This window comes from Rhizobium sp. UBA1881 (genome assembly GCF_002338015.1).
Classification (GTDB): Bacteria; Pseudomonadota; Alphaproteobacteria; order Rhizobiales; family Rhizobiaceae; genus Rhizobium.
The window spans coordinates 1-22,600 of sequence record NZ_DDHH01000016.1 but is presented as its reverse complement, the minus strand read 5'-3'; the positions used below and the strand labels follow the sequence as shown (position 1 = coordinate 22,600).

Genomic DNA, 22,600 nt, shown 5'->3' with positions numbered 1-22,600 from the left:
CGTCAGATGCGTCGCGTTTTCTTCCATGGCATCCGCAGGCGACGCGATCGTCACCAGCCCTGCGCCGGCCTTCAATCCAGACATGGCCGACATCCGCGCCGCGCCCGTCTTGCCCTTCTCGCCCGAGAAGACCACGAGGTGGCCGCGCTTGTACTTGTGCGTCTCCTGCCCCGATGACGGCAGCCACCGCTGCCACTGTTCCGGCCGGTTCTCCGCCAGCTTGCCCGATGCCTGCCCGCGCACGATCCGCGCGGGTATGCCGATGTCGAGCACCTCGAGTACGCCCGGTAGCTCCCGCCCCGGCATCAATAGGTGGCCCGGCTTGCGCGTCATGAAGGTGATCGTGCGCTCGGCGGTAAATGCCGCCCCCAGCACCATCCCAGTCCGGCCGTCGATGCCGGATGGCAGGTCGACGGCAAGCACCGGCAGGCGAGCCTCCTCGATACGCTCTATGACCGCACTGACGGCCTTGGGCACCGCCCGCGTCAACCCAGCCCCGAACAGCGCGTCGATCACGACGTCGCCCTCGGCAGGCCGGTATTCCTCGATAGGCGCGCCCCTACCAAGCCAGCCGCTAAAAGCCCGTGCGGCGTCGCCCTTCAGCCGAGCGGTATCCCCCAGATGAAACACCGCAACCTCGACACCGCTATCCTGTAGACACTGCGCCGCCACATAGCCGTCGCCGCCATTGTTGCCGGGACCGCACAGAACCACGGCGCGCCTCGCAGACGGATAGTGCCGCAGGAAACTCGCCGCCACGCCGGCACCCGCCTGCAGCATGAGCCCGAAACTGTCGATGCCGGAGGCTGCTGCGGCGGCATCGACGGCGGTCATTTCGGCGGGTGTAAGGAGAAGGTCGGCGAGTTGATTGTCCATTCGGCCATTCAAGCAGAATCCGCCTAAAAAACAACCGATTGGCGCAAAATCTGGAAGGTTATTATTTAGTCATTTGCATATCTTTTAATCTGCACTACAAGCCAGAAAGCAAGCATCAGACATCGCGAATATTCCTCATTTCGGTCGAAATTTAAGCTTTTCGCTTGCAACCCGCGTCTTTTTTGACAAAAAAATCGTTGAAATTGCTGAAAATCGCTCGACTTTCGGTCTCCGACTGCCATTTCGACGAAGATTCCGCTTTCCAACTGGCACGATAACTGCATTCTATCGGGGGGTGGGTATGAGCCTGCTATAACGGGAGAAGCGGAGAGTCATTTTCTCATGAAAAAGATCGAAGCGATCATTAAGCCCTTCAAGCTTGACGAAGTGAAGGAAGCCCTTCAGGAAGTTGGCCTGCAGGGGATCACAGTCACGGAAGCAAAGGGCTTCGGTCGCCAAAAAGGCCACACGGAATTGTACCGTGGCGCGGAGTATGTCGTCGATTTCCTGCCGAAGGTGAAGGTCGAAGTCGTCCTCGCCGACGAGAACGCGGAGGCCGTCATCGACGCGATCCGCAAGGCCGCGCAGACGGGCCGTATCGGCGACGGCAAGATTTTTGTATCCAATATCGAAGAAGTCATTCGTATCCGTACCGGCGAAACCGGTGTCGATGCGATCTGACCTGTTTGGTCCAGGCGAGGCAATCGTCTCGTCTTCTCAAATGAAGGAACCATTTTATGGCGACCGCAAGCGAAATCCTCAAGCAAATCAAGGATAACGACGTCAAGTTTGTTGACCTGCGCTTTACCGATCCCAAGGGCAAGCTGCAGCACGTCACGATGGACGTGGTTTGCGTCGATGAAGACATGTTCGCCGATGGCGTCATGTTCGACGGCTCCTCGATCGGCGGCTGGAAGGCGATCAACGAATCCGACATGGTGCTGATGCCCGACACGGAAACGGTCCATATGGACCCGTTCTTCGCGCAGTCCACCATGGTCATCCTCTGCGACATTCTCGATCCGGTCTCCGGCGAAGCCTATAACCGCGATCCGCGCGGCACCGCCAAGAAGGCCGAAGCCTATCTGAAGGCATCCGGCATCGGCGACACGGTCTTCGTTGGCCCGGAAGCCGAGTTCTTCATCTTCGACGACGTTCGCTACAAGGCTGATCCTTACAACACCGGCTTCAAGCTCGACTCGACCGAACTGCCGTCCAACGACGACACCGAATACGAGACCGGAAACCTCGGCCACCGTCCGCGCGTCAAGGGCGGCTATTTCCCGGTTCCGCCGATCGACAGCTGCCAGGACATGCGCTCCGAAATGCTGACGGTTCTCTCGGAAATGGGCGTCGTCGTCGAAAAGCACCACCACGAAGTGGCCGCTGCGCAGCACGAACTCGGCATCAAGTTCGACACGCTCGTTCGCAACGCCGACAAGATGCAGATCTACAAGTACGTCGTGCACCAGGTCGCCAATGCCTATGGCAAGACAGCAACCTTCATGCCGAAGCCGATCTTCGGCGACAACGGCTCGGGCATGCACGTCCACATGTCGATCTGGAAGAGCGGCAAGCCGAGCTTCGCGGGTGATGAATATGCAGGTCTCTCCGAGAGCTGCCTCTACTTCATCGGCGGCATCATCAAGCATGCCAAGGCGCTGAACGCCTTCACCAACCCGTCGACGAACTCCTACAAGCGTCTCGTCCCGGGCTATGAAGCACCGGTTCTGCTCGCCTATTCGGCGCGCAACCGCTCGGCCTCCTGCCGCATTCCGTTCGGCAGCAACCCGAAGGCAAAGCGCGTTGAAGTCCGCTTCCCGGATCCGATGGCGAACCCCTACCTCGCCTTCGCCGCCATGCTGATGGCAGGCCTCGACGGCATCAAGAACAAGATCCATCCCGGCAAGGCCATGGACAAGGATCTCTACGACCTGCCGCCGAAGGAACTGAAGAAGATCCCGACGGTGTGCGGTTCGTTGCGTGAAGCGCTGGAAAGCCTGGACAAGGACCGCAAGTTCCTGACCGCCGGCGGCGTCTTCGACGACGACCAGATCGACTCGTTCATCGAGCTGAAGATGATCGAGGTCATGCGCTACGACATGACCCCTCATCCGGTCGAATACGACATGTACTACTCGGCGTAAGCCCTCAGAAAGCCCCGGTTCGCCGGGGCTTTCGTCTATTCGATGTCACGGAAGCCTGCCGCGGATGTGACACTCATGTGACGAGTTCTCGCACAAATCTTGATTTGAGTGAGATCAATCACCAAATCAGGTGATGAAAGGAAGTCGTACCATGAAAGAAAGACTAGCTAAGTTCAGTATCGGCGAAGTGGTTCGGCACAAGGTATTTCCGTTTCGCGGCGTCATCTTCGATGTCGATCCGGAATTCGCGAATACGGAAGAATGGTGGAATTCTATTCCCGCCGACGTGCGCCCCAACAAGGACCAGCCCTTCTACCACTTGCTTGCCGAAAACGAAGAGAACGAATACGTCGCCTACGTGTCCGAACAGAACCTGATGAATGACGAAAGCGGCGAACCGCTTCGCAATGAACAGGTCTACCAGATTTTCGATATGGCACCGACAGGGCAGTTCAAACCCAAGATGAGCTTCACCCACTAAGCCGCTGCATATCCATTTCAAAACCCCGCCTTCCCAGCGGGGTTTTTCTTTGGTCATGAGCCAGATTGCAGGCAACAAAAAACCCGGCTCGAAGCCGGGTTTCTCGACAATCCGTAAGGATCGAAATTACTGGGCCTTGGCAGCCTTCTGGGCGTCTTCAAGCTTCTTGCGTGCTTCGTCAGCCTTCTTCTGCATGCTGTCCTGCAGGCTCTTCTGGCTTTCAGCGAGCTTGGAAGCGGAAACCGCTTCGCCGTCGAATGCGCCGGTGAAGCCTTCAAGCGAAATCTTGATCGGGTTCGGCGCGCGGCGGAAGTTGATCGAGGTCAGAACGAGGTCGGTGCCCTTCTTCAGGCTGGCGACCATGGCGTCAGTCAGCGGGATCTGCGCGACGCAACGATCCGGCATGCACATCAGATAGTCGATCTTCTGCGGCTTGCCGCCGTCGATCTGCATGCCGATACCCGGCGGGATCAGACGTGCCGGAGGAACAGAAACCTGCAGGCTCTTGTTGTTCACCTTGCCGGAAACGGTGATGAGGCCAACGCCCGTAACGAGCTGACCGCCGGTGGCCAGAACAACGTTCTGCACGACGCAGACGTCATTGTCTTCCTGCTTGTTGCAGGTCTTGTACCAACCAAGGCGCGGTGCGCCGGCAGCCTGTGCGCCAGCGTCGGCAGACGCGTCCTGCGCATAAGAAGACACCGGAGCCACTGCGGCGCCAAGCATCACTGCCATTACGGACAGGGCTGCCCGTGTTTTCTTTTCAGACTTGAACATCATAACGAATTCCGTCTCCTGATATCCCGTTGGGACAGCCCATTTGCCGTCCTCACCAACAGGGTTGTTCGCATCTGACCTCTTAAAACAATGAGGCAAATGCATGACCCCCCGACTTCGGGGTCCCTGTTACATCGCGTTGCTGGAGATTTCCAGTGTTTCTTTGGCGTTTTGGGCGCCGCTGGAAAGAATTTGCCGTGGATGGTGAATTGGGCCGGCCGCATGGTAGTCTTCGCGCGAATCGTGCCGTTTTCCGGAAAGGATTTCGACTATGCTCCGGATCGTTCTCCCCGTCGTCTTCACCCTGGTTTGCGGGGCAGCCGCTGCCGAGCCCGTGCATGGCATCGCAATGCACGGCGCCCCTGCTCTGCCTGAAGATTTCAAGCACCTCCCCTACGTCAATCCCGACGTGAAGAAGGGCGGCAAGATCTCTTATGGTGTCGTCGGCACCTACGACAACCTGAACCCGTTCATCCTGAAGAGCATGCGCACCACGGCGCGCGGCATGTGGGACCCCGAATACGGCAATCTGGTCTATGAAACGCTGATGCTGCGCTCGCGCGACGAGCCCTTCACGCTTTATGGCCTCCTTGCGCAATCCGTCGAATGGGACGACGACCGGACCTATATCCAGTTCAACCTGAACCCCGCCGCCAAATGGTCGGACGGCCAGCCGGTCACGCCCGAGGATGTCATCTTCTCCTTCAACATCCTGAAGGAAAAGGGCCGCGTGCCCTTCAGCACGCGCCTCAATGCCGTCGAGAAAATGGAGAAGGTCGGCGATCACAGCGTGCGTTTCACCTTCAACGACAAGGCCGACCGCGAATTCCCGCTGATTCTCGCCGGCTCGACGCCGATCCTCCCCAAGCACGCGATCGACGCGGAGAATTTCGACCGCTCGACACTGAAACCGCCGGTCGGCTCCGGTCCCTACAAGATCAAGTCGCTGAAGCCGGGCGAAAGCATCACCTTCGAGCGCGACCCGAACTATTGGGGGAAGGATATCCCGGCCAAGGTCGGCCTCGACAATTACGACCAGATCACCGTCCAGTATTTCCTGCAGGACACGACATTGTTCGAATCGTTCAAGAAGGGCGATGTCGATATCTATCCGGATGGCAGCCCCGGCCATTGGGCGAGCGCTTATAATTTCCCGGCTGTCACATCAGGCAATGTCGTCAAGGACACCTTCCAGCCCAAGCTGCCATCGGGCATGTTCGGCTTCGTCTTCAACACCCGCCGGCCGCTCTTCGACAATGTGAAGCTGCGCGAGGGCCTGTCGCTGATCTTCGATTTCGAATGGGCCAACAAGAACCTGTTCTCCAGCGCCTATATCAGGACGCAGAGCTACTGGCAGAATTCCGAGCTCTCCAGCTTCGGCGTGCCCGCCGACGAGCGCGAACTGAAGCTGCTCGGCCCGATCAAGGATCGCATCGATCCCGCCATCCTCGAGGGCACCTACAAGCTTCCTGTGACCGACGGTTCCGGCCGCGACCGCAATGTGCTGAAGCATGCTGTCGCGCTTCTCAAGGAGGCCGGCTACACGATCAAGAACGGCAAGATGAGCGACGCCAATGGCCGCCCGCTCGCCTTCGAGATCATGACGCAGAACACCGACCAGGAGAAACTCGCCGTCTCCTACCAGCGCTCGCTGCAGCTGCTCGGCATCAACGCCTCGATCCGCACGGTGGATGATTCGCAGTATCAGAGCCGCACCAACACCTTCGACTACGACGTCATCGTCAAATCCTTCACCTCGTCGCTATCGCCTGGCATCGAGCAGGTCGGTCGCTGGTCGTCGGCCTCGCGGGATCGCGATGGCACCGACAATTTTGCGGGCGTTGCCGATCCCGATGTCGATACGCTGATCCAGCACATCCTCAATGCGCGTTCGGCCGAGGATTTCACCGCCGCCGTCCGCTCGCACGACCGACTGCTCCTGTCGGGTCACTACGTGCTGCCGCTCTATCACGTCGACAACCAGTGGGTCGCCCGCAACAAGCGTATCGGCCACCCCGACCAGGTGCCGCTCTACGGCTACCAGCTGCCAGCTTGGTGGGATCAGAGCGTCCAATAACAGGTGGTTCTCTTTTCCTGCCTGGTTGAACTGGCCACCCTCAGCGACTAGATGGCTTCAAACGCCCTTTCGGGGCCAGCATTCAGAAAAGGAAAGCCCATGGAACGCATAGTCATCGACGTCGTCTCGGATGTCGTCTGCCCCTGGTGCTATCTCGGCAAGGCGCGGCTGGAGCTCGCGATCGCAGAAGTCCAGGACGAAGTCGGCGTCGACGTCAACTGGCGCCCCTATCGCCTCAACCCGGATTACCCGCCCGAAGGCGTAGACCAGAAGGCAGCGCTTGAGAAGAAGCTCGGCGGTGCCGAGCGTGTCGCCGAAGGGCACAAGATGCTCACCGAACTCGGCCGCGAGGTCGGAATCAACTTCAATTTCGATGCCATCAAGATCGGCCCGAACACGCTCGACGCCCACCGCCTCATTCACTGGGCCATGATTGAGGATCGCGACAAGGCTGACCGCGTGGTCGATGGCCTGTTCAAGGCGAATTTCGAGCAGGGCCTGAATGTCGGCGATCACACTGTGCTGCTCGATATCGCCGAGAAGTCCGGCCTCGACCGCGCCGTCACCGCCTCCCTGCTTTCGTCGGATGCCGACAAGGGTCTCGTCGTCGAGGAAATCGAATCGGCGCAGAAGATGGGCGTCAACGGCGTCCCCTTCTTCATCTTCGACCAGCAATACGCCGTCAGCGGCGCCCAGACGCCCGATGTCATCGCCGGCGCGCTGCGCGATATCGCCAAGGCCAAGGCCGAAGCCCGCGCCGGGATGAACTGATCGACTGATTTTTCGATATTGTTGCATGCAAATCCGGACGGAAAGCTCAGGCTTTCCGTCCCGATTTGCTTTAGCCCTTCGCCAACTCCGCCAGCTGCGTCATGATCACAGCCGCACCCTGCAGCCGCTTCTCCGGCGTCGGCAGGTCGCGGGTCAGGAACACGCTGTGGTCGGGGCGGATTTTCGCCATCGAGCCCTGCTTGGCGATATAGCCCACCAGATTGCCGGGGTTCGGGAATTCCTTGTTGCGGAACTGGATGACCACGCCCTTCGGCCCGGCATCCACCTTCTCGACATTGGCGATTCGGCACAGCGATTTGACGTAGACGATCTTCAGCAGATGCTGCACCTCGATCGGCATCGGCCCGAAACGGTCGATCATCTCGGCGCCGAAGGCATCGATCTCCTTGAGCTCGGTGATCTCGCCGAGACGCCGGTAGAGCGCCATGCGCAGGTGCAGGTCCGGCACGTAGCCATCGGGGATCATCACCGACGTGCCCACCGAAATCTGCGGCGACCAGCCGGTGTCCTGTATCTCGTCGACGCCCTTCACCTCGGCCACCGCCTCTTCCAGCATCTGCTGGTAGAGCTCGAAGCCGACCTCCTTGATGTGGCCGGACTGCTCCTCGCCCAGCAGGTTGCCGGCGCCACGGATATCGAGATCGTGGCTGGCAAGCTGGAAGCCGGCGCCGAGCGTGTCGAGCGATTGCAGCACCTTCAGCCGGCGCTCGGCCGTCGCGGTCAGCACCTTGTTGACGGGCAGCGTGAACAGCGCGAAGGCGCGCACCTTGGAGCGCCCGACGCGGCCGCGCAGCTGGTAGAGCTGCGCCAGGCCGAACATGTCGGCGCGATGCACGATCAGCGTATTGGCCGTCGGCACGTCGAGGCCGGATTCGACGATGGTCGTCGATAGCAGCACATCGTAACGCCCCTCGTAGAAGGCGTTCATGATATCCTCGAGCTCGCCCGGCGGCATCTGGCCGTGCGCGATGGCAACCTTCAGCTCCGGCAAGTCGGACTGCAGGAAGGCATGAACCTCTTCGAGATCGGCCAGACGCGGGCAGACATAGAAACTCTGGCCGCCGCGATAATGCTCGCGCATCAGCGTCTCGCGGATCACGAGCGAATCGAACGGCGAGATGAAGGTGCGCACCGCCATGCGGTCGACCGGCGGCGTGGTGATCAGCGACAGCTCGCGCACACCGGTCATCGCCAGCTGCAGCGTACGCGGGATCGGCGTCGCCGACAGCGTGAGAACGTGAACGTCGCTCTTCAGCTCCTTCAGCCGCTCCTTGTGCTTGACGCCGAAATGCTGCTCTTCGTCGATGATCAGCAGGCCGAGATTGGCGAACTGGATGCCGGAGCCGAGCAGCGCATGCGTGCCGACGACGATATCGGTCTTGCCGTCGGCGATCTCCTTCTTCGTCAGCGCCAGTTCCTTGGAGCCGACGAGGCGCGAGGCCTGCTGCACGCGCACCGGCAGGCCGCGGAAGCGCTCGGAGAAGGTCTTGAAGTGCTGGCGCGACAGAAGCGTCGTGGGAACCACGACCGCGACTTGAATGCCGTTCATCGCCGCCACGAAAGCCGCGCGCAGCGCAACCTCCGTCTTGCCGAAGCCGACGTCGCCGCAGACGAGGCGATCCATCGGCCGCCCAGCGCCGAGATCGGAGCGCACCGCTTCGATGGCGTTGTCCTGGTCTTCCGTCTCGTCATAGGGGAAGCGCGCGGCGAACTCGTCGTAGAGCCCCTCCGGCGTGGTCAGAACGGGCGCATGCCGCGTCAGCCGCTCGGCGGCGATGCGGATCAGGCCGTCAGCCATGTCGAGCAGGCGCTTCTTGAGCTTGGCCTTGCGCATCTGCCATGCGCCACCGCCGAGCTTGTCGAGCTGAGCCTCTGTCCCCTCGCCGCCATAGCGCGACAAAAGATCGATGTTTTCGACGGGAAGGAACAGCTTCGCCTCGTCGGCATATTGCAGCTCCAGGCACGCATGCTGCGCGCCGGCCGCCTGAATGGTCCTGAGCCCGATGAACCGACCGATGCCGTGCTCAGCGTGGACCACAACGGATCCCTCATCGAGACCCGCGACCTCTGAGATGAAATCGGCGGCGCGCTTGCGGCGCTTTGAGCGGCGCACCATGCGGTCGCCGAGAATATCCTGCTCGCCGATGACGACGAGATTGCCGACCTCGAAGCCCGTCTCCAGGCTGTAGACGCCGGCCGCCGCCTCGCCCTGATCGAGCTTGTCGATCTCCTTCAACGCCGCGATCGGCTTGACCCGCGCCAGCCCATGCTCGGAAAGAACCTGCAGCAGCCGCTCCAGCGATCCCTCCGTCCAGGCAGTGATCAAAACCTTGGCGCCGCTCGCCCGCTTGTCGGCGATATGCTTGACGACGACGTCGAACACGTTGACGCGCTCGGCATTGCCGCTGCCCTCGGCACTCGGTCGCGCCCAGCGTTCGCCTTGGCGGGCATCGAGATTGACGACGCGGCGCGCCTCGCCCTCATGCTCGTTGAATGGCGTGATCCGCATCGCGTCGAAAGCGTCGAGCGTTGCCGCAAACGTTTTGCCGTCGAGATAGAGCTGGCCGGGCACGACGGGCTTGTAGGGCGTGCCCTGCGACATGCCCTTCACCGGTTTGCCCGAGTTCAGGCGTGCATCGTAATAGTCGAAGACCAGCTTCGAGCGTTCCTCGGCCGCCTCGCGCACCGTATGGTCGGTGACCAAGCGGAAGCCCTTGAGATAGTCGAACACCGTCTCCAGCCGGTCGTAGAACAGCGGCAGCCAGTGCTCCATCCCTGGATAGCGTCGCCCTTCGGAGATCGCCAGATAGAGCGCGTCGTCGCGCGTGGCGGCACCAAAGGTCGAGAGATAGTTTTTGCGGAAACGGCTGATCGTATCGGGTGTCAGCGTCACTTCGCTCATCGGGTTGAGGTCGAGCGATCGTACCTGCCCCGTCGTGCGCTGGCTGGCCGGATCAAAGCTGCGGATGCTCTCCAGCGTATCGCCGAAAAAATCGAGGCGCACCGGCTCTTCCGAGCCCGGCACGAAGACATCGAGAATACCGCCGCGCACCGCATATTCGCCGACTTCGCGCACCGTGGCGACGCGGTCGAAGCCATTGCGCTCCAGCCTTCCGGCGACGTCGTCCATCCGCACCTGGTTGCCCGGCCGCGCCGAGAAGGTCAGGCTCTCGATCACATCCTGCGGCGCCACCTTCTGCAGCATGGCGTTGACGGTCACCAGCACGATCGCCGCATGCGGCTTCTTGCGATGCGCGATCAAGCCGCCGAGTGCGGCGAGCCTACGCGCCGACGTGTCTGCGCTCGGTGACACACGGTCGTAAGGCAGACAGTCCCAGGCAGGAAGCGTCAAAACGGGGATATCGGGCGCGACGAAACCGAGCATCTGCTCCAAATCGGCCATGCGCTGCCCGTCCGAGAGCACGTAGGCAACCGGCGCGCCAGCGCGGGCAAGCTCGGCCAGCAGCATCGGCTCCAGTCCGGCCGGCACATTGCCTATCGTCAGCGGCACGTTCAGCGCCGTCAGCTTCTTCGCATCAAAACCGGGGATCATCATCCATTCCTGGGCAGGCTGTCGGCGGGGTATTCGAAATCGGGCTTGTAGGCGCACAGGCGCGTAAACATCGGTGTCTGGAAACGCTCAGGGATCGGCCAGGTTCCCATGATCCAGCGCACCAGATCATTATCCTCTTCCGCCATGATCGTCTCGAACTCGTCGAGTTCCGCATCCGAGAGCCCCGCGATCTCGCGCTCGGCGAACTGGCCGAACACCAGATCCATCTCGCGGATGCCGCGATGCCAGCAGCGGAACAGTATCCGGCGGCGGCGGGGATCGAGATCGGCGCTCGAGAGTGTGACACCTGTCATGGCATAGCTTCCTGTTGATGCGCCTCTATAGACCCTCGAAAGCGGCTTGTCAGCCTTGCCAAGCACGCATTGTTCGTCGCATTTTGCCGGCATGCGCCCCGCCATTCTCGATCCGCTGTTCTCCTCCGTCTCCGCCCTGCCCGGCGTCGGCCCGAAGATCGCCGAACTGCTCGCCAAGCTCTTCGGCCGCGAGACGCCGGAGGATTGCCGTGTCGTCGATCTGCTCTTCCACGCGCCGCACTCGCTGATCGACCGACGCAACCAGCCGGGCATCGCACGCGCACCGCAGGGCGCCATCGTGACCATCACCGGCCGCGTCGACCGCCACCAGCCGCCGCCGAACAAGAAGAGCAACGTCCCCTACCGCGTCTTTCTGTACGACGAGACCGGCGAACTGACGCTCGTCTTCTTCCGCGGCCAGTCGACATGGCTGGAGAAACAGCTCCCTCTCGATGAAGAGGTCACCGTCAGCGGCAAGATCGACTGGTTCAACGGCCGCGCCTCGATGGTGCACCCGGATTACATCGTCAAAGCCAGCGAAGCGGAAAACCTGCCACTGGTCGAGCCGATCTACCCGTTGACGGCGGGGCTTTCGCCGAAGACGCTGCGCAAGATCATCGAAGCCGCCCTGCCGAAGACGCCCGAGTTCCCCGAATGGATCGACGCGGCGCTGGCCCAAAAGCAGGGCCTGCCCTCGACCGCCGATGCCTTTCACGGCCTGCACGAGCCACGCGACCCCGCCGATATCGATCCGCAGGCGCCAGCCCGCAGGCGCCTCGCCTATGACGAATTCCTGGCCGGCCAGCTGTCCTTGGCGCTGGTGCGCCAAAGGTTGCGCAAGGTCGCGGGCCAGCCGGTGCATGCGACCGGTCATCTCAGCCGCCAAATCCTCGAAGCCCTGCCGTTTTCGCCCACGGGCAGCCAGACCGAGGCGATCGCGCAGATCCTGAAAGACATGGCCGGAGACGACCGCATGCTGCGCCTGCTGCAGGGCGATGTCGGCTCCGGCAAGACGCTGGTGGCGCTGATGGCGATGGCTGCGGTCATCGAGAGCGGCGGCCAGGCCGTGCTGATGGCGCCGACCGAAATCCTCGCCCGCCAGCATCACGCGACCATCGCCAAATACACGGCTGCCGCCGGCATCCGCATCGAGGTGCTGACCGGCCGCACCAAGGGCAAGGAACGCGACGAAATCCTTGAGCGCATCGCTTCCGGCGAGGCCCAGATCGTCATCGGCACCCACGCGCTGTTCCAAGATACCGTGAACTACAAGAACCTGATGCTGGCCGTCGTCGACGAGCAGCACCGCTTCGGTGTCCACCAGCGCCTGCGTCTGACCGCCAAGGGCATCACGCCCCACATGCTGGTCATGACCGCCACGCCGATCCCGCGCACGCTGGTGCTCGCAGCCTTCGGCGACATGGACGTCTCCAAGCTCACAGAAAAGCCCGCCGGCCGCAAGCCGATCCAGACGATCACCATCCCCACCGAGCGCATCGGCGATATCGTCGGGCGCCTGAAGGCGGCGTTGCTCGACGGCAAAAAGGCCTACTGGATCTGCCCGCTCGTCGAAGAATCCGAAGAGAGCGACCTGATGTCGGTCGAGGAGCGTCACGCGACGCTGGTGTCCGCACTCGGGCCCGGCATCGGCCTGATCCACGGCCGCATGAGCGGCGCCGAGAAGGACGCCGTGATGATGGCGTTCAAGTCAGGTGAAATCCGCCTTCTTGTCGCGACCACCGTGGTCGAAGTGGGCGTCGACGTGCCGGATGCAACGATCATGGTCATAGAACATGCCGAGCGTTTCGGTCTGGCACAGTTGCATCAGCTGCGTGGCCGCGTCGGGCGCGGCGACGAGGCATCGACCTGCATCCTGCTCTATCGCGGACCCCTCGGCGAAACCGGCCACGCGCGTCTCACGATCATGCGCGATACGGAAGATGGTTTCAGGATCGCCGAAGAGGATCTGAAGCTGCGCGGAGAAGGCGAACTGTTGGGAACGCGGCAGTCGGGAACCCCCGGCTTCAGGATTGCAAGCCTCGAGGCGCATGCCGATTTGCTGGAGATTGCCCGCAAGGATGCGGCCTATCTGATCGAGCGCGATCCGGACCTGACGTCCGAAAGGGGCAACGCCGTGCGCACCCTGCTCTATCTCTTCCGCCGCGACGAAGCGATCCGCTTCCTCCACGCCGGTTAGTTCATCGAATATTGAAACGCCGCGCGACCGATCGGCCGCGCGGCGTCTGACATCAGATTTGGGCGCCGCGTGCCTTGGTCGTGGCATCGAAGGCCTTCTGGACGTAGGTGTCGCGGTCGTAGACGTCGTTGAAATACTGAACGACGCCGTTCTTGTCCGGCCAAGCCGTGAAGTAGGCGATGTAGACGGGGAACTTCTGCGGCACCTGCACCGCGTGGTTCTTGCCGGTCGCGATCTCCTGGCCGATCTTGTCGACCGTCGTGTTCAGAACGGCAGCCGCCATCGCGCGTGGATCGGCGAGACGCACGCAGCCGTGGCTCAGCGCACGCATGTCACGCTTGAAGAAGCTCTTCGAAGGCGTGTCGTGCATGTAGATCGCGTGTGCGTTCGGGAACAGGATCTTCAGTTCGCCAAGCGCGTTGTCACCGCTCGGTGGCTGGCGCACGGAGACGTTCGCCGTCGAACCGTACCAGTCGACGCTGGACGACGGCACGGCGCGGCCGCCGACGGCGACTTCATAGCCCATGCGGTCGAGGTAATTCGGGTCGGAGCGCAGCTTCGGCAGCATCTCGTTGATGATGATCGACTGCGGCACGCCCCAGAACGGATTGAATTCGACCGTCTGGATCTGGTCCTGGAAGAAGAACGTCTGGTGCGACGGCTGGCCGATCACCACGCGCATCGACAACTGTTCCTTGTTGTCGTTGTTGTAGTAGACCATGAAGGCCGGCTGGTTGATGAACACGTAGCGCGGGCCGAGATCGGCCGGCAGCCAGCGGGCCTGTTCCATCGCCACAACAACCTTCTCGATCTTCGAGCTGTTACTGTCGCCGCCAGTCATGGTGCGAACGGTCGCCTGGCCGACGATGCCGTCAGGCTTCAGACCATGTTCCTTCTGGAAGGCTTCGACAAGCGTCACGATCTCGGGCGAGTAATCGATACCACCGCTGTAGGCGGCCAGCGTCGCGGCATTCTCGCTCTTCAGCGCGGCCGAGCCGTGCTTGTCGATCGCCTTGACGATGTTGGGGATTTCAGAGGAGGTTTCGCCGGGATGGAGAACGCCGCTGAGTTCGATCTTGATCGGCTGCTCGCCATTACCTTCGCCCTTCAGCTTTGCCAGCTCTTCCTTGAGCGCAACGAACTGCGGACCATTCGGCGTGCGGCTCGAGAGATAGGCACCGACATCGGGGCTCATCCGCGCCAGCTTCAGCACCGGATCGAGATTGACCGTCTTGCGGGCGAAATCGTGATAGCCGGAAAGCTTGTTCGGGTCGACGCGGCCACGGATCGTATCCTGGACATAGGCCAGAACCTTGGCCGACAGCGCCAGCTCGAACTGCGTCAGCGCGCGGTCGCGCATCGCAGGATCCGGATTGGCGGGATCGACAGCGGGAACCTCGACGGCATAGTCGGCCGGATCGAGACCGACGGAGCCGGCATTGGCAAGGAACGCCATCGCTGCCTTGGCGCGATCGTTGACCTCGGTGCCGGTCAGCCAGACCAGTTCGTTCTTGGTGTCGCCGTAATAAGTCTCAAGAGCCTTGGCGACTTCCACAGGGGCGCGAACCTTGGCGTCGATCAGATAGCGACGCTGCACCGACGGCGTGGCGTCGCTCGGCGCACCGACGGCGGCAACCGCGCCGGTGACGACAGGATCGGTGAACTTGCCGGTATCGACAAGCCGCATCGGGTCCACCTTGTAAGTGTAGTAACGCGGTGCGGACACCTTCGGCAGCGGCGCGCTGGTATTTGCCTGTGGCGGCAGCACTTCTGGAGCCGGATTGATGATAGTGCTCTGGGTGCGGGCACGATCTCCTCGGATCATGTCCATCAGCGTATAGGCATGCGCGGGTGCGACACCCATAGCGGCCATGCCGCAGGAAAGTGCCAGTGCGGAAACCGCACCTTTCAAGAAGAATCTCATGCTTTTTCCAGTCCCAGTCTCATGCTGTCTTCGGTCATGGGCATCGCCCAGCTCAAACTCTTTAACTCACCCGTCGCTGTCAGGTGACATGGCAGAAACGGGACGCCACCGCCAGCCTTGAAGAACTCACTCTTCCGTAACGTAGCAAACCCGCCGCCTCCCGGCAGTTCACACAAAATTATGAAATTATTGGTTAATTTTTTACTTTATTTTCGCCTGCTCACACAGTCCCCCAAAAGACGTTGTTAGATAAAAAATAAGACGTGGCCAAAAAACCACGTATAGCGCAGCCGCTAATATGACTTCGCGGCTCATATTTTTTGATCGCCGCTGTTTTCTTGGGCTGGCTTGAGACCTATAAGACGGCATCTCCGCAGCCGCTCACGCGAAAGAAAGGCATGGCCATGACTTCCACCCGTATCGAAACCGATACTTTCGGCGAGATTGAAGTACAAAGCGACAAGTATTGGGGCGCGCAGGCGCAGCGCTCGCTCGGCAATTTCAAGATCGGTTGGGAGAAACAGCCGCTGTCGATCGTGCGCGCGCTGGGGATCGTCAAGCAGGCGGCCGCACGCGCCAACATGGCGCTCGGCAAGCTGGAACCGGCGGTCGGCAACGCCATCATCGATGCCGCCCAGGAAGTCATCGACGGCAAGCTCAACGACCACTTCCCGCTGGTCGTCTGGCAGACCGGCTCCGGCACGCAGTCGAACATGAACGCCAACGAGGTGATCTCCAACCGCGCGATCGAAATGCTCGGCGGCGTCATGGGCTCGAAGAAGCCCGTGCACCCGAACGACCACGTCAACATGAGCCAGTCGTCGAACGACACCTACCCGACGGCCATGCACATCGCCTGCGTCGAGCAGATCGTCCACCACCTGCTGCCGGGCCTGAAGCATCTGCATGCAGCGCTCGACATGAAAGTCACCGAGTTCAGCCACTTAATCAAGATCGGCCGCACGCATACGCAGGACGCGACGCCGCTGACGCTCGGCCAGGAATTCTCCGGTTACTCCGCGCAGGTCGCCTCCGCGATCGCCAATATCGAACTGACGCTGCCGGCACTCTCCAAGCTCGCCCAGGGCGGCACCGCCGTCGGCACCGGCCTCAACGCGCCGATCGGATTCGCGGAGAAGGTCGCGGAAGAGATCTCCGCTATTACCGCCCTGCCCTTCGTCACCGCGCCGAACAAGTTCGAGGCGCTGGCCTCGCATGACTCGATGGTCTTCGCCCACGGCGCCATCAACGCGGCAGCGGCGGCCCTCTTCAAGATCGCCAACGACATCCGTTTCCTCGGCTCCGGCCCACGCGCCGGCCTCGGCGAACTGTCGCTTCCGGAAAACGAGCCCGGCTCCTCGATCATGCCCGGCAAGGTCAACCCGACGCAGTCGGAAGCGCTGACGCAGGTCTGCGCCCACGTCTTCGGCAACAACGCCGCACTCACCTTCGCCGGCAGCCAGGGCCACTTCGAGCTCAACGTCTACAATCCGATGATGGCCTATAACTTCCTGCAGTCGGTGCAGCTGCTCGGCGACGCCGCCGTCTCCTTCACCGACAATTGCGTCGTCGGCATCGAAGCCCGCGAGGACAACATCAAGAAGGGCGTCGAGAACTCCCTGATGCTGGTGACGGCGCTGAACGGCCGGCTCGGCTACGACATCTGCGCCAAGATCGCCAAGACCGCCCACAAGAACGGCACGACGCTGCGCGAGGAAGCCGTCGGCGGCGGTTACCTGACGAACGAGGAGTTCGATCAGTATGTCCGCCCTGAAACGATGATCGGTCCGAAGTAAAGCCATCCCGAACCATCGATGAACCACCAGACACCGCCACGGCCTCCGGGGCGGTGTTTTTTCATGCATTCTTGAGCGTTTCTCGAAGGTTTTAGAATGATTGCAATTCGCACATCGCCCGCATAGACCGTCTGCGATTTCCATTCCGGCCCGCATGAAAGGTCATTCGATGGCTGACGATCTGTTCCCCCTCGGCAAAGACTCCACCCAGTACCGCAAGATCAGCAGCGACCACGTCTCTGTCGACAGCTTCAAGGGCCAGGATATCCTGACCGTCGAGCCCGAGGGCATCCGTCTGCTGGCCGAGACCGCCTTTGCCGATATCAACCACTTGCTTCGCCCGGGCCACCTGAAGCAGCTCGCCTCGATCCTCGACGATCCCGAGGCGACCGACAACGACCGCTTCGTCGCCTACGACCTCCTGAAGAACGCCAACATCGCCGCCGGCGGTATCCTGCCCATGTGCCAGGACACTGGCACCGCGATCATCATGGGCAAGAAGGGCCGCCGCGTCTGGACGGAGGGCGAGGATTATTCGGCGCTCGCCAAGGGCGTGATGGATGCCTACGAGAAGAAGAACCTGCGTTACTCGCAGCTCGCCCCGATCAAGATGTTCGAAGAGAAGAACACCAAGAACAACCTGCCGGCCCAGATCGACATCTACGAGGAAGGGACGGACGAATACAATTTCCTCTTCGTCGCCAAGGGCGGCGGCTCGGCCAACAAGACCTTCCTTTACCAGGGAACGCCCTCGCTGTTGACGCACGACCGGATGATCGACTTCCTTAAGGAGAAGATCCTTACGCTGGGTACGGCGGCCTGTCCCCCCTACCATCTGGCGATCGTCATCGGCGGCACCTCGGCCGAGATGAACCTCAAGACCGTCAAGCTCGCCTCGACGCGCTATCTCGACGATCTTCCGACCGAGGGCTCGGAAAGCGGCCACGCCTTCCGCGACATCGAGATGGAAAAGGAAATCCACAAGCTGACGCAGCAGATGGGCGTCGGCGCGCAGTTCGGCGGCAAGTATTTCTGTCACGACGTCCGCGTCATCCGCCTGCCCCGCCATGGCGCCTCGCTGCCGATCGGCCTCGGCGTCTCCTGTTCCGCCGACCGCCAGGCAAAGGGCAAGATCACCCGCGAGGGCATCTTCGTCGAGCAGCTGGAAACTGATCCGTCCAAGTACATGCCTGAGATCGACGAGGCAAAGCTGTCGGAATCGATGGTAAAGATCGATCTCAACCAGCCGATGGCCGATATACTTGCAGAACTTAGCAAGCATCCGGTGAAAACCCGCCTGTCGCTGACAGGCACGATCATCGTCGCCCGCGACCTCGCGCATTCGAAGATCCGCGAGCGCCTCGAAAAGGGCGAAGGCATGCCCGACTATATGAAGAACCACCCGGTCTATTATGCTGGCCCGGCCAAGACGCCTGCCGGTTACGCCTCAGGCTCCTTCGGCCCGACCACCGCCGGCCGCATGGACTCGTATGTCGACCAGCTCCAGTCCTTCGGCGGCTCGATGATCATGCTCGCCAAGGGCAACCGCTCGCGCGCGGTGCGCGAGGCCTGCAAGACCCATGGCGGCTTCTATCTCGGCTCCATCGGCGGCCCGGCCGCCCGCCTGGCGCAGGATTGCATCCGCAAGGTCGAGGTGCTGGAATATCCGGAACTCGGCATGGAAGCGGTGTGGAAGATCGAGGTCGAGGACTTCCCCGCCTTCATCGTCACCGACGACAAGGGCAACGACTTCTTCCAGGAATTCAACCTCGGCTGATCGTTCAGTGGGCAGTTGCGGTCACGCGGCCGCCAGCCACTTCGCTATTGCTTGTCGCGATGTAATCGCTCGCGACAAGCACATCTTCGGCATTGATGCTTGCCAGTATTTCCGAAGTAAATGCGCCATGAAAGAAGCCTTGTTGCTGGATCAGGAAAAGAGATCCGGCAATAACAGCGGCAGCGAGCACGGCTGGAGGCGAGTTATGGGACGTTTGCATGGCGTTTTGCTTTCTCATGGCACCGCTACGGTGCCTTGAAATGCAAGTTGCCATCTTCTCATCGTTCACAAAAGAACCGATATCGGAAACCGATTGTCAATGGATCATTGACAGCGATGATGTCTGGCGAATATTTCGCTCAGGTCATCTAAAGAAAGATACCCTCAGGACGCGTAGGCGCGCTCTACCTCCGCTTGGATTCCGATATAAAAATCATATAGATAAGAACAAATCCGCCAATTCGAATAAAATTCACATGTAATCTCTGGTATATCCAACCTTAATCATTTCAAAACAATTGTAGCTTAAGAAATAAGAGAAGACTTTTGAGATGTACCATAAGGAGTGGCCGGATGACGACGGCTGTGGCGCCAAAGACGCAGGTTCCCGATGTGGCGAGCCAGATCACTTTTGCGATGCGCTCCATGGGTGTTGCGCCCATTCCGCGAAACTATGAACTGTTCTACGAAGCCTATATCGGCTCCAATCCCGCGCTGACGCGCGATCTCGCGGCCCTTGGCAACCAGGCGACCCAGGAAGAACTGGACGAACTCGGCGCACAGCATTTCAGCCACGGCGCCGGCCGCGTCTTCGACGACGCCCACACCCGCATCGCCGCTGAACTCGAATCGGTCCTGCGCGTGCTGCGTCAGGAGCAGACCTCGCTCGAAAGCTACAACAGACTGCTCGGCGAGACCTATAACCGCATCACCTCGAAGAACACGTCCAGCGTCGACCTCATCCAGAATGCGCTGCATCTGCTGACCGAGGCGACTGGAAACACCATGGCGCATGGTGAGCGCACGGTCGAAAACGTCGTGCAGCGCTCCAACGAAATGGATCAGGTCCGCAAGGAGCTCGACGAGTACAAGCGTATCGCCAACACGGATTCGCTGACCCGCCTCTCCAACCGCCGCGCCTTCGACGATCGCCTCGCCGCCGTCTTCAACAATCCGGCCATGCGCCCGATCACGGCGCTTGTTCTCGCCGATATCGATAACTTCAAGAAGATCAACGATACCTACGGCCATCCCGTCGGCGACAAGATCCTTGCAACCGTCGCCTCGGTCATCCGCGCCAACGTGCGCCGCGATGTCTTCGTTGCCCGCACCGGTGGTGAGGAATTCGCGCTGATCATCGAGGGCAACACGGCCGACGAAGTCATGGCCGTCGCCGAGCGTATTCGCCGCACGCTTGAAGCCACGCCGTTCAAGAATTCCCGCACCCGCATCAACTATGGACCGGTCACGGTGTCGGTCGGCATCTGCATGGCATCGAGCGCCGAAGATGCGGGCGAGCTCTATCACAAGAGCGACGTCGCCCTTTACGGCGCCAAGAACGCCGGCCGCAACTGCAGCGTCCTCTTCGAGGACGGCATGCAGAAGGACTTCACCAAGAGCTGGCTGATCTACAAGGCCTGAGCCGCGACGAACCGCGGCCCTATATCAAACGCTACCACAATCGTCTTGGCTGCGCGCGCGGCCCATTCGCGATCATAGGTCTCGTGATCGAACGCTTCCGTTGCCGCCTTCAGCATAAGGCCTGGTGTCGGAAGGCCTTTCGGATCGACGAACTTGTCGGGATTCCACAGCTCCGAGCGGATCAGCGCCCGCGCGCATTGGAAATAGACCTCTTCGATCGTCACCACGATCACCGTGCGCGGATGCTTGCCGTCCATCTCGAAAGAGGTGAGCAGCGCCTCGTCGTTCGAAACGACGCCGCGCCCGTTGATCCGCATCGTCGTATTCGATCCCGGGATGAGAAACATCAGGGCAAGCCTGGGATCGCGCACGATGTTCGATAGCGAATCCACCCGGTTATTGCCGCGCCAGTCAGGCATCTGCAGCATCTTGTCATCTATCACGCGCACGACGCCACCGAGGTCACCGCGCGGAGAACAGTCCAGCCCCTCCGGACCGACCGTCGCCAGCGCAACGAAAGGCGACGCCTCGATCATCTGCCGGTAGAGCGGCGTCAGGTGGTTCGTCACCTTCGCCACGGAAGCTTCCGACAAGCCGCCGCCATAGATGGCGGCGAGTTCTTCGACGGTTTCGATGATTTTCATGGTCGTGCCATCGCCTTGTTTCACAACAATAATTAGCCGCCTAAGATGACGCGGGCGTGACACGCGTCAGCCTGGCTTCGGATAGCTCGCACGTCGTGATCAGCGCGGCTTCTCCGACGTGCCTCGGGTCATGCCCTTTTCCCGCAGCTCGTTTTCGTAGGCACCGAAAAGCTCTTCGCCGCGCTCGCCGAGCTCGTGAAGATACGACCATGTGAAGATACCGGTGTCATGCATATCGTCGAATCCGATCCTGACGGCATAATTGCCGGTGGGCGTCATCGAGATGATCGCGACGTTGCGCTTGCCGGGGACGGTGACCTTCTGGCCCGGCCCATGGCCCTGCACTTCCGCCGATGGCGACAGCACGCGCAGCATCTCGGCGCTGAGCGTGAAACTCTCACCATTATTGAAGGTGATGACCAGCTGTTGCCGGTCCTTCGTAACCTTCAGCTCTGTCGGCCAGATGTCGCTCATGATGGTGCTCCTCTTCGTTTCGAGGAGTAGGCAATGCGCCTCTTTGAGGCAAGTTCAATTTAGCGTAAGGGTGCCGCCTCTTGCTTGACGTTGCGCTGCACAGTACGCACATTGAGTATGGATTGGAGACTGTAGTGAACAGCAAGGTAGGAACGATCGCCAACGCCGCGCCGCTCGTGGCCGATGCGAAACCGATGATCGACCCGTTTCAGCGGGCCGTAACCTATCTGCGCGTCTCGGTGACCGATCGCTGCGATTTCCGCTGCACCTATTGCATGGCCGAGAACATGAACTTCCTGCCGAAGAAGGATCTTCTGACGCTGGAGGAGCTGAACAGGCTCTGTTCCGCCTTTATCGCCAAGGGTGTACGCAAGCTGAGACTGACTGGCGGCGAGCCGCTGGTGCGCAAGAACATCATGCATCTTGTGCGCCAACTCGGCCAACAGATCGGCTCCGGCCTCGACGAACTGACGCTGACCACCAACGGCTCGCAGCTCGCGCGTTATGCCGACGAGCTCTATGATTTCGGCGTTCGCCGCATCAACGTGTCGTTGGATACGCTCAATCCCGACAAGTTCCGCGCGATCACCCGCTGGGGCGACTTCCATAAGGTGATGGAAGGCATTGACGCCGCCCAGAAGGCTGGCCTGCACATCAAGCTCAACGCCGTCGCGCTCAAGGATTTCAACGACGTCGAGATGCCCGAGATGATCCGCTTCGCCCATGGTCGCGGCATGGATCTGACCGTCATCGAAACCATGCCGATGGGTGAGATCGAGGAAGATCGCACGGATCGCTATCTGCCGCTCTCCAAGCTGCGCGCCGATCTCGAAAAGCAGTTCACGATGAGCGAAATCGGCTACCGCACGGGCGGCCCTGCCCGCTACGTCACCGTCGAGGAAACCGGCGGCCGCATGGGCTTCATCACACCGATGACCCATAACTTCTGCGAGAGCTGCAACCGCGTGCGCCTCACCTGCACCGGCACACTCTACATGTGCCTCGGCCAGAACGACGCCGCCGACCTGCGCTCGGCCGTGCGCGCGACCGAAGACGACGGATTGCTCTACGCCGCGATAGACGAAGCGATTTCCCGCAAGCCCAAGGGCCACGACTTCATCATCGACCGC

The 22,600-nt window shown here is 61.0% G+C and carries 18 protein-coding genes; 10 read left to right on the top strand and 8 right to left on the bottom strand.

Annotation, left to right across the window (positions count from 1 at the left end):
- The coding region (locus B3605_RS01675; RefSeq protein WP_296431852.1) for an NAD(P)H-hydrate epimerase at positions 1-876 on the bottom strand (876 nt) is incomplete at its 3' end.
- 342 nt (positions 877-1,218) lie between these two features.
- Between B3605_RS01675 and B3605_RS01670 the strand changes: the two genes are divergently transcribed.
- From B3605_RS01670 to hspQ, 3 genes are all read left to right on the top strand, one after another.
- Positions 1,219-1,557: a P-II family nitrogen regulator gene (locus B3605_RS01670; protein ID WP_018900556.1), complete on the top strand. Its 339-nt coding sequence runs from the start codon at positions 1,219-1,221 to the stop codon at positions 1,555-1,557.
- 56 nt (positions 1,558-1,613) lie between these two features.
- Positions 1,614-3,023: a type I glutamate--ammonia ligase gene (gene glnA, locus B3605_RS01665; RefSeq protein ID WP_018900557.1), complete on the top strand. Its 1,410-nt coding sequence runs from the start codon at positions 1,614-1,616 to the stop codon at positions 3,021-3,023.
- Positions 3,024-3,174: 151 nt separating this feature from the next.
- Entirely contained in the window at positions 3,175-3,504 is a 330-nt protein-coding gene (gene hspQ, locus B3605_RS01660) for a heat shock protein HspQ (RefSeq protein WP_112941645.1), read from the top strand.
- Positions 3,505-3,630: 126 nt separating this feature from the next.
- On the opposite strand, the gene B3605_RS01655 is transcribed toward hspQ, so the two are convergent.
- A complete protein-coding gene (locus B3605_RS01655) occupies positions 3,631-4,284 on the bottom strand; it encodes an invasion associated locus B family protein (RefSeq protein WP_111563521.1) in 654 nt (217 codons plus the stop codon).
- Between the two features lie 268 nt (positions 4,285-4,552).
- On the opposite strand from B3605_RS01655, the gene B3605_RS01650 reads away from it, so the two are divergent.
- Entirely contained in the window at positions 4,553-6,358 is a 1,806-nt protein-coding gene (locus tag B3605_RS01650; protein ID WP_112941646.1) for an extracellular solute-binding protein, read from the top strand.
- 99 nt (positions 6,359-6,457) lie between these two features.
- A complete protein-coding gene (locus B3605_RS01645; RefSeq protein WP_112941647.1) occupies positions 6,458-7,129 on the top strand; it encodes a DsbA family oxidoreductase in 672 nt (223 codons plus the stop codon).
- A gap of 70 nt (positions 7,130-7,199) precedes the next feature.
- On the opposite strand, the gene mfd is transcribed toward B3605_RS01645, so the two are convergent.
- Positions 7,200-10,703 (bottom strand): transcription-repair coupling factor, encoded by a 3,504-nt coding sequence (gene mfd, locus B3605_RS01640; protein ID WP_112941648.1) that lies wholly within the window; start codon positions 10,701-10,703, stop codon positions 7,200-7,202.
- Complete coding sequence (locus tag B3605_RS01635) at positions 10,703-11,017, bottom strand: succinate dehydrogenase assembly factor 2 (protein ID WP_026283364.1); 315 nt, start codon at positions 11,015-11,017, stop codon at positions 10,703-10,705. Before B3605_RS01635 ends, mfd begins: the two co-directional genes overlap by 1 nt.
- A 91-nt stretch (positions 11,018-11,108) precedes the next feature.
- Here B3605_RS01635 and recG point away from each other — a divergent pair, with 91 nt between their 5' ends.
- Positions 11,109-13,214, top strand: coding sequence for an ATP-dependent DNA helicase RecG (recG, locus tag B3605_RS01630; protein ID WP_112941649.1), 2,106 nt, complete (start codon positions 11,109-11,111; stop codon positions 13,212-13,214).
- Between the two features lie 52 nt (positions 13,215-13,266).
- Here the strand turns inward: recG and B3605_RS01625 are convergent, their stop codons facing one another.
- Entirely contained in the window at positions 13,267-15,138 is a 1,872-nt protein-coding gene (locus B3605_RS01625; RefSeq protein WP_112941650.1) for a L,D-transpeptidase family protein, read from the bottom strand.
- Positions 15,139-15,542: 404 nt separating this feature from the next.
- Here B3605_RS01625 and fumC point away from each other — a divergent pair, with 404 nt between their 5' ends.
- Together fumC and B3605_RS01615 are read left to right on the top strand one after the other, a co-directional pair.
- Complete coding sequence (gene fumC / locus B3605_RS01620; RefSeq protein ID WP_112941903.1) at positions 15,543-16,934, top strand: class II fumarate hydratase; 1,392 nt, start codon at positions 15,543-15,545, stop codon at positions 16,932-16,934.
- A gap of 154 nt (positions 16,935-17,088) precedes the next feature.
- On the top strand, positions 17,089-18,711 hold the full coding sequence (locus B3605_RS01615; protein WP_409457210.1) for a fumarate hydratase: 1,623 nt from the start codon (positions 17,089-17,091) through the stop codon (positions 18,709-18,711).
- A 4-nt stretch (positions 18,712-18,715) separates the two neighbouring features.
- Here B3605_RS01615 and B3605_RS01610 read toward each other — a convergent pair whose 3' ends face one another.
- Positions 18,716-18,931: a hypothetical protein gene (locus B3605_RS01610; RefSeq protein WP_112941652.1), complete on the bottom strand. Its 216-nt coding sequence runs from the start codon at positions 18,929-18,931 to the stop codon at positions 18,716-18,718.
- Positions 18,932-19,284: 353 nt separating this feature from the next.
- Between B3605_RS01610 and B3605_RS01605 the strand changes: the two genes are divergently transcribed.
- The gene (locus B3605_RS01605; protein WP_112941653.1) at positions 19,285-20,352 is read left to right on the top strand and encodes a GGDEF domain-containing protein; all 1,068 of its coding nucleotides are present in this window, start codon (positions 19,285-19,287) and stop codon (positions 20,350-20,352) included.
- Here the strand turns inward: B3605_RS01605 and B3605_RS01600 are convergent.
- Positions 20,340-20,996, bottom strand: a complete 657-nt coding sequence (locus B3605_RS01600; RefSeq protein ID WP_296431849.1) for a pyridoxamine 5'-phosphate oxidase family protein — start codon at positions 20,994-20,996, stop codon at positions 20,340-20,342. The genes B3605_RS01605 and B3605_RS01600 overlap by 13 nt on opposite strands.
- A gap of 99 nt (positions 20,997-21,095) precedes the next feature.
- Positions 21,096-21,470 carry a gamma-butyrobetaine hydroxylase-like domain-containing protein gene (locus B3605_RS01595; RefSeq protein WP_112941655.1) on the bottom strand — a complete coding sequence of 125 codons (375 nt, stop codon included), beginning with the start codon at positions 21,468-21,470 and terminating at the stop codon, positions 21,096-21,098.
- A 194-nt stretch (positions 21,471-21,664) separates the two neighbouring features.
- On the opposite strand from B3605_RS01595, the gene moaA reads away from it, so the two are divergent.
- The coding region (gene moaA, locus B3605_RS01590) for a GTP 3',8-cyclase MoaA (RefSeq protein ID WP_414706921.1) at positions 21,665-22,600 on the top strand (936 nt) is incomplete at its 3' end.

What these genes read in the sequence shown, in the direction of transcription:
- B3605_RS01670 (WP_018900556.1), top strand. Translation starts at nt 1,219, where the DNA reads ATGAAAAAGATCGAAGCGATCATTAAGCCCTTCAAGCTTGACGAAGTG.
- fumC (WP_112941903.1), top strand. Translation starts at nt 15,543, where the DNA reads ATGACTTCCACCCGTATCGAAACCGATACTTTCGGCGAGATTGAAGTA.
- hspQ (WP_112941645.1), top strand. Translation starts at nt 3,175, where the DNA reads ATGAAAGAAAGACTAGCTAAGTTCAGTATCGGCGAAGTGGTTCGGCAC.
- B3605_RS01615 (WP_409457210.1), top strand. Translation starts at nt 17,089, where the DNA reads ATGAAAGGTCATTCGATGGCTGACGATCTGTTCCCCCTCGGCAAAGAC.
- B3605_RS01635 (WP_026283364.1), bottom strand. Translation starts at nt 11,017, where the DNA reads ATGACAGGTGTCACACTCTCGAGCGCCGATCTCGATCCCCGCCGCCGC.
- glnA (WP_018900557.1), top strand. Translation starts at nt 1,614, where the DNA reads ATGGCGACCGCAAGCGAAATCCTCAAGCAAATCAAGGATAACGACGTC.
- B3605_RS01600 (WP_296431849.1), bottom strand. Translation starts at nt 20,996, where the DNA reads ATGAAAATCATCGAAACCGTCGAAGAACTCGCCGCCATCTATGGCGGC.
- B3605_RS01610 (WP_112941652.1), bottom strand. Translation starts at nt 18,931, where the DNA reads ATGCAAACGTCCCATAACTCGCCTCCAGCCGTGCTCGCTGCCGCTGTT.
- B3605_RS01595 (WP_112941655.1), bottom strand. Translation starts at nt 21,470, where the DNA reads ATGAGCGACATCTGGCCGACAGAGCTGAAGGTTACGAAGGACCGGCAA.
- B3605_RS01645 (WP_112941647.1), top strand. Translation starts at nt 6,458, where the DNA reads ATGGAACGCATAGTCATCGACGTCGTCTCGGATGTCGTCTGCCCCTGG.
- B3605_RS01655 (WP_111563521.1), bottom strand. Translation starts at nt 4,284, where the DNA reads ATGATGTTCAAGTCTGAAAAGAAAACACGGGCAGCCCTGTCCGTAATG.
- B3605_RS01605 (WP_112941653.1), top strand. Translation starts at nt 19,285, where the DNA reads ATGACGACGGCTGTGGCGCCAAAGACGCAGGTTCCCGATGTGGCGAGC.
- B3605_RS01625 (WP_112941650.1), bottom strand. Translation starts at nt 15,138, where the DNA reads ATGAGATTCTTCTTGAAAGGTGCGGTTTCCGCACTGGCACTTTCCTGC.
- recG (WP_112941649.1), top strand. Translation starts at nt 11,109, where the DNA reads ATGCGCCCCGCCATTCTCGATCCGCTGTTCTCCTCCGTCTCCGCCCTG.
- B3605_RS01650 (WP_112941646.1), top strand. Translation starts at nt 4,553, where the DNA reads ATGCTCCGGATCGTTCTCCCCGTCGTCTTCACCCTGGTTTGCGGGGCA.
- mfd (WP_112941648.1), bottom strand. Translation starts at nt 10,703, where the DNA reads ATGATCCCCGGTTTTGATGCGAAGAAGCTGACGGCGCTGAACGTGCCG.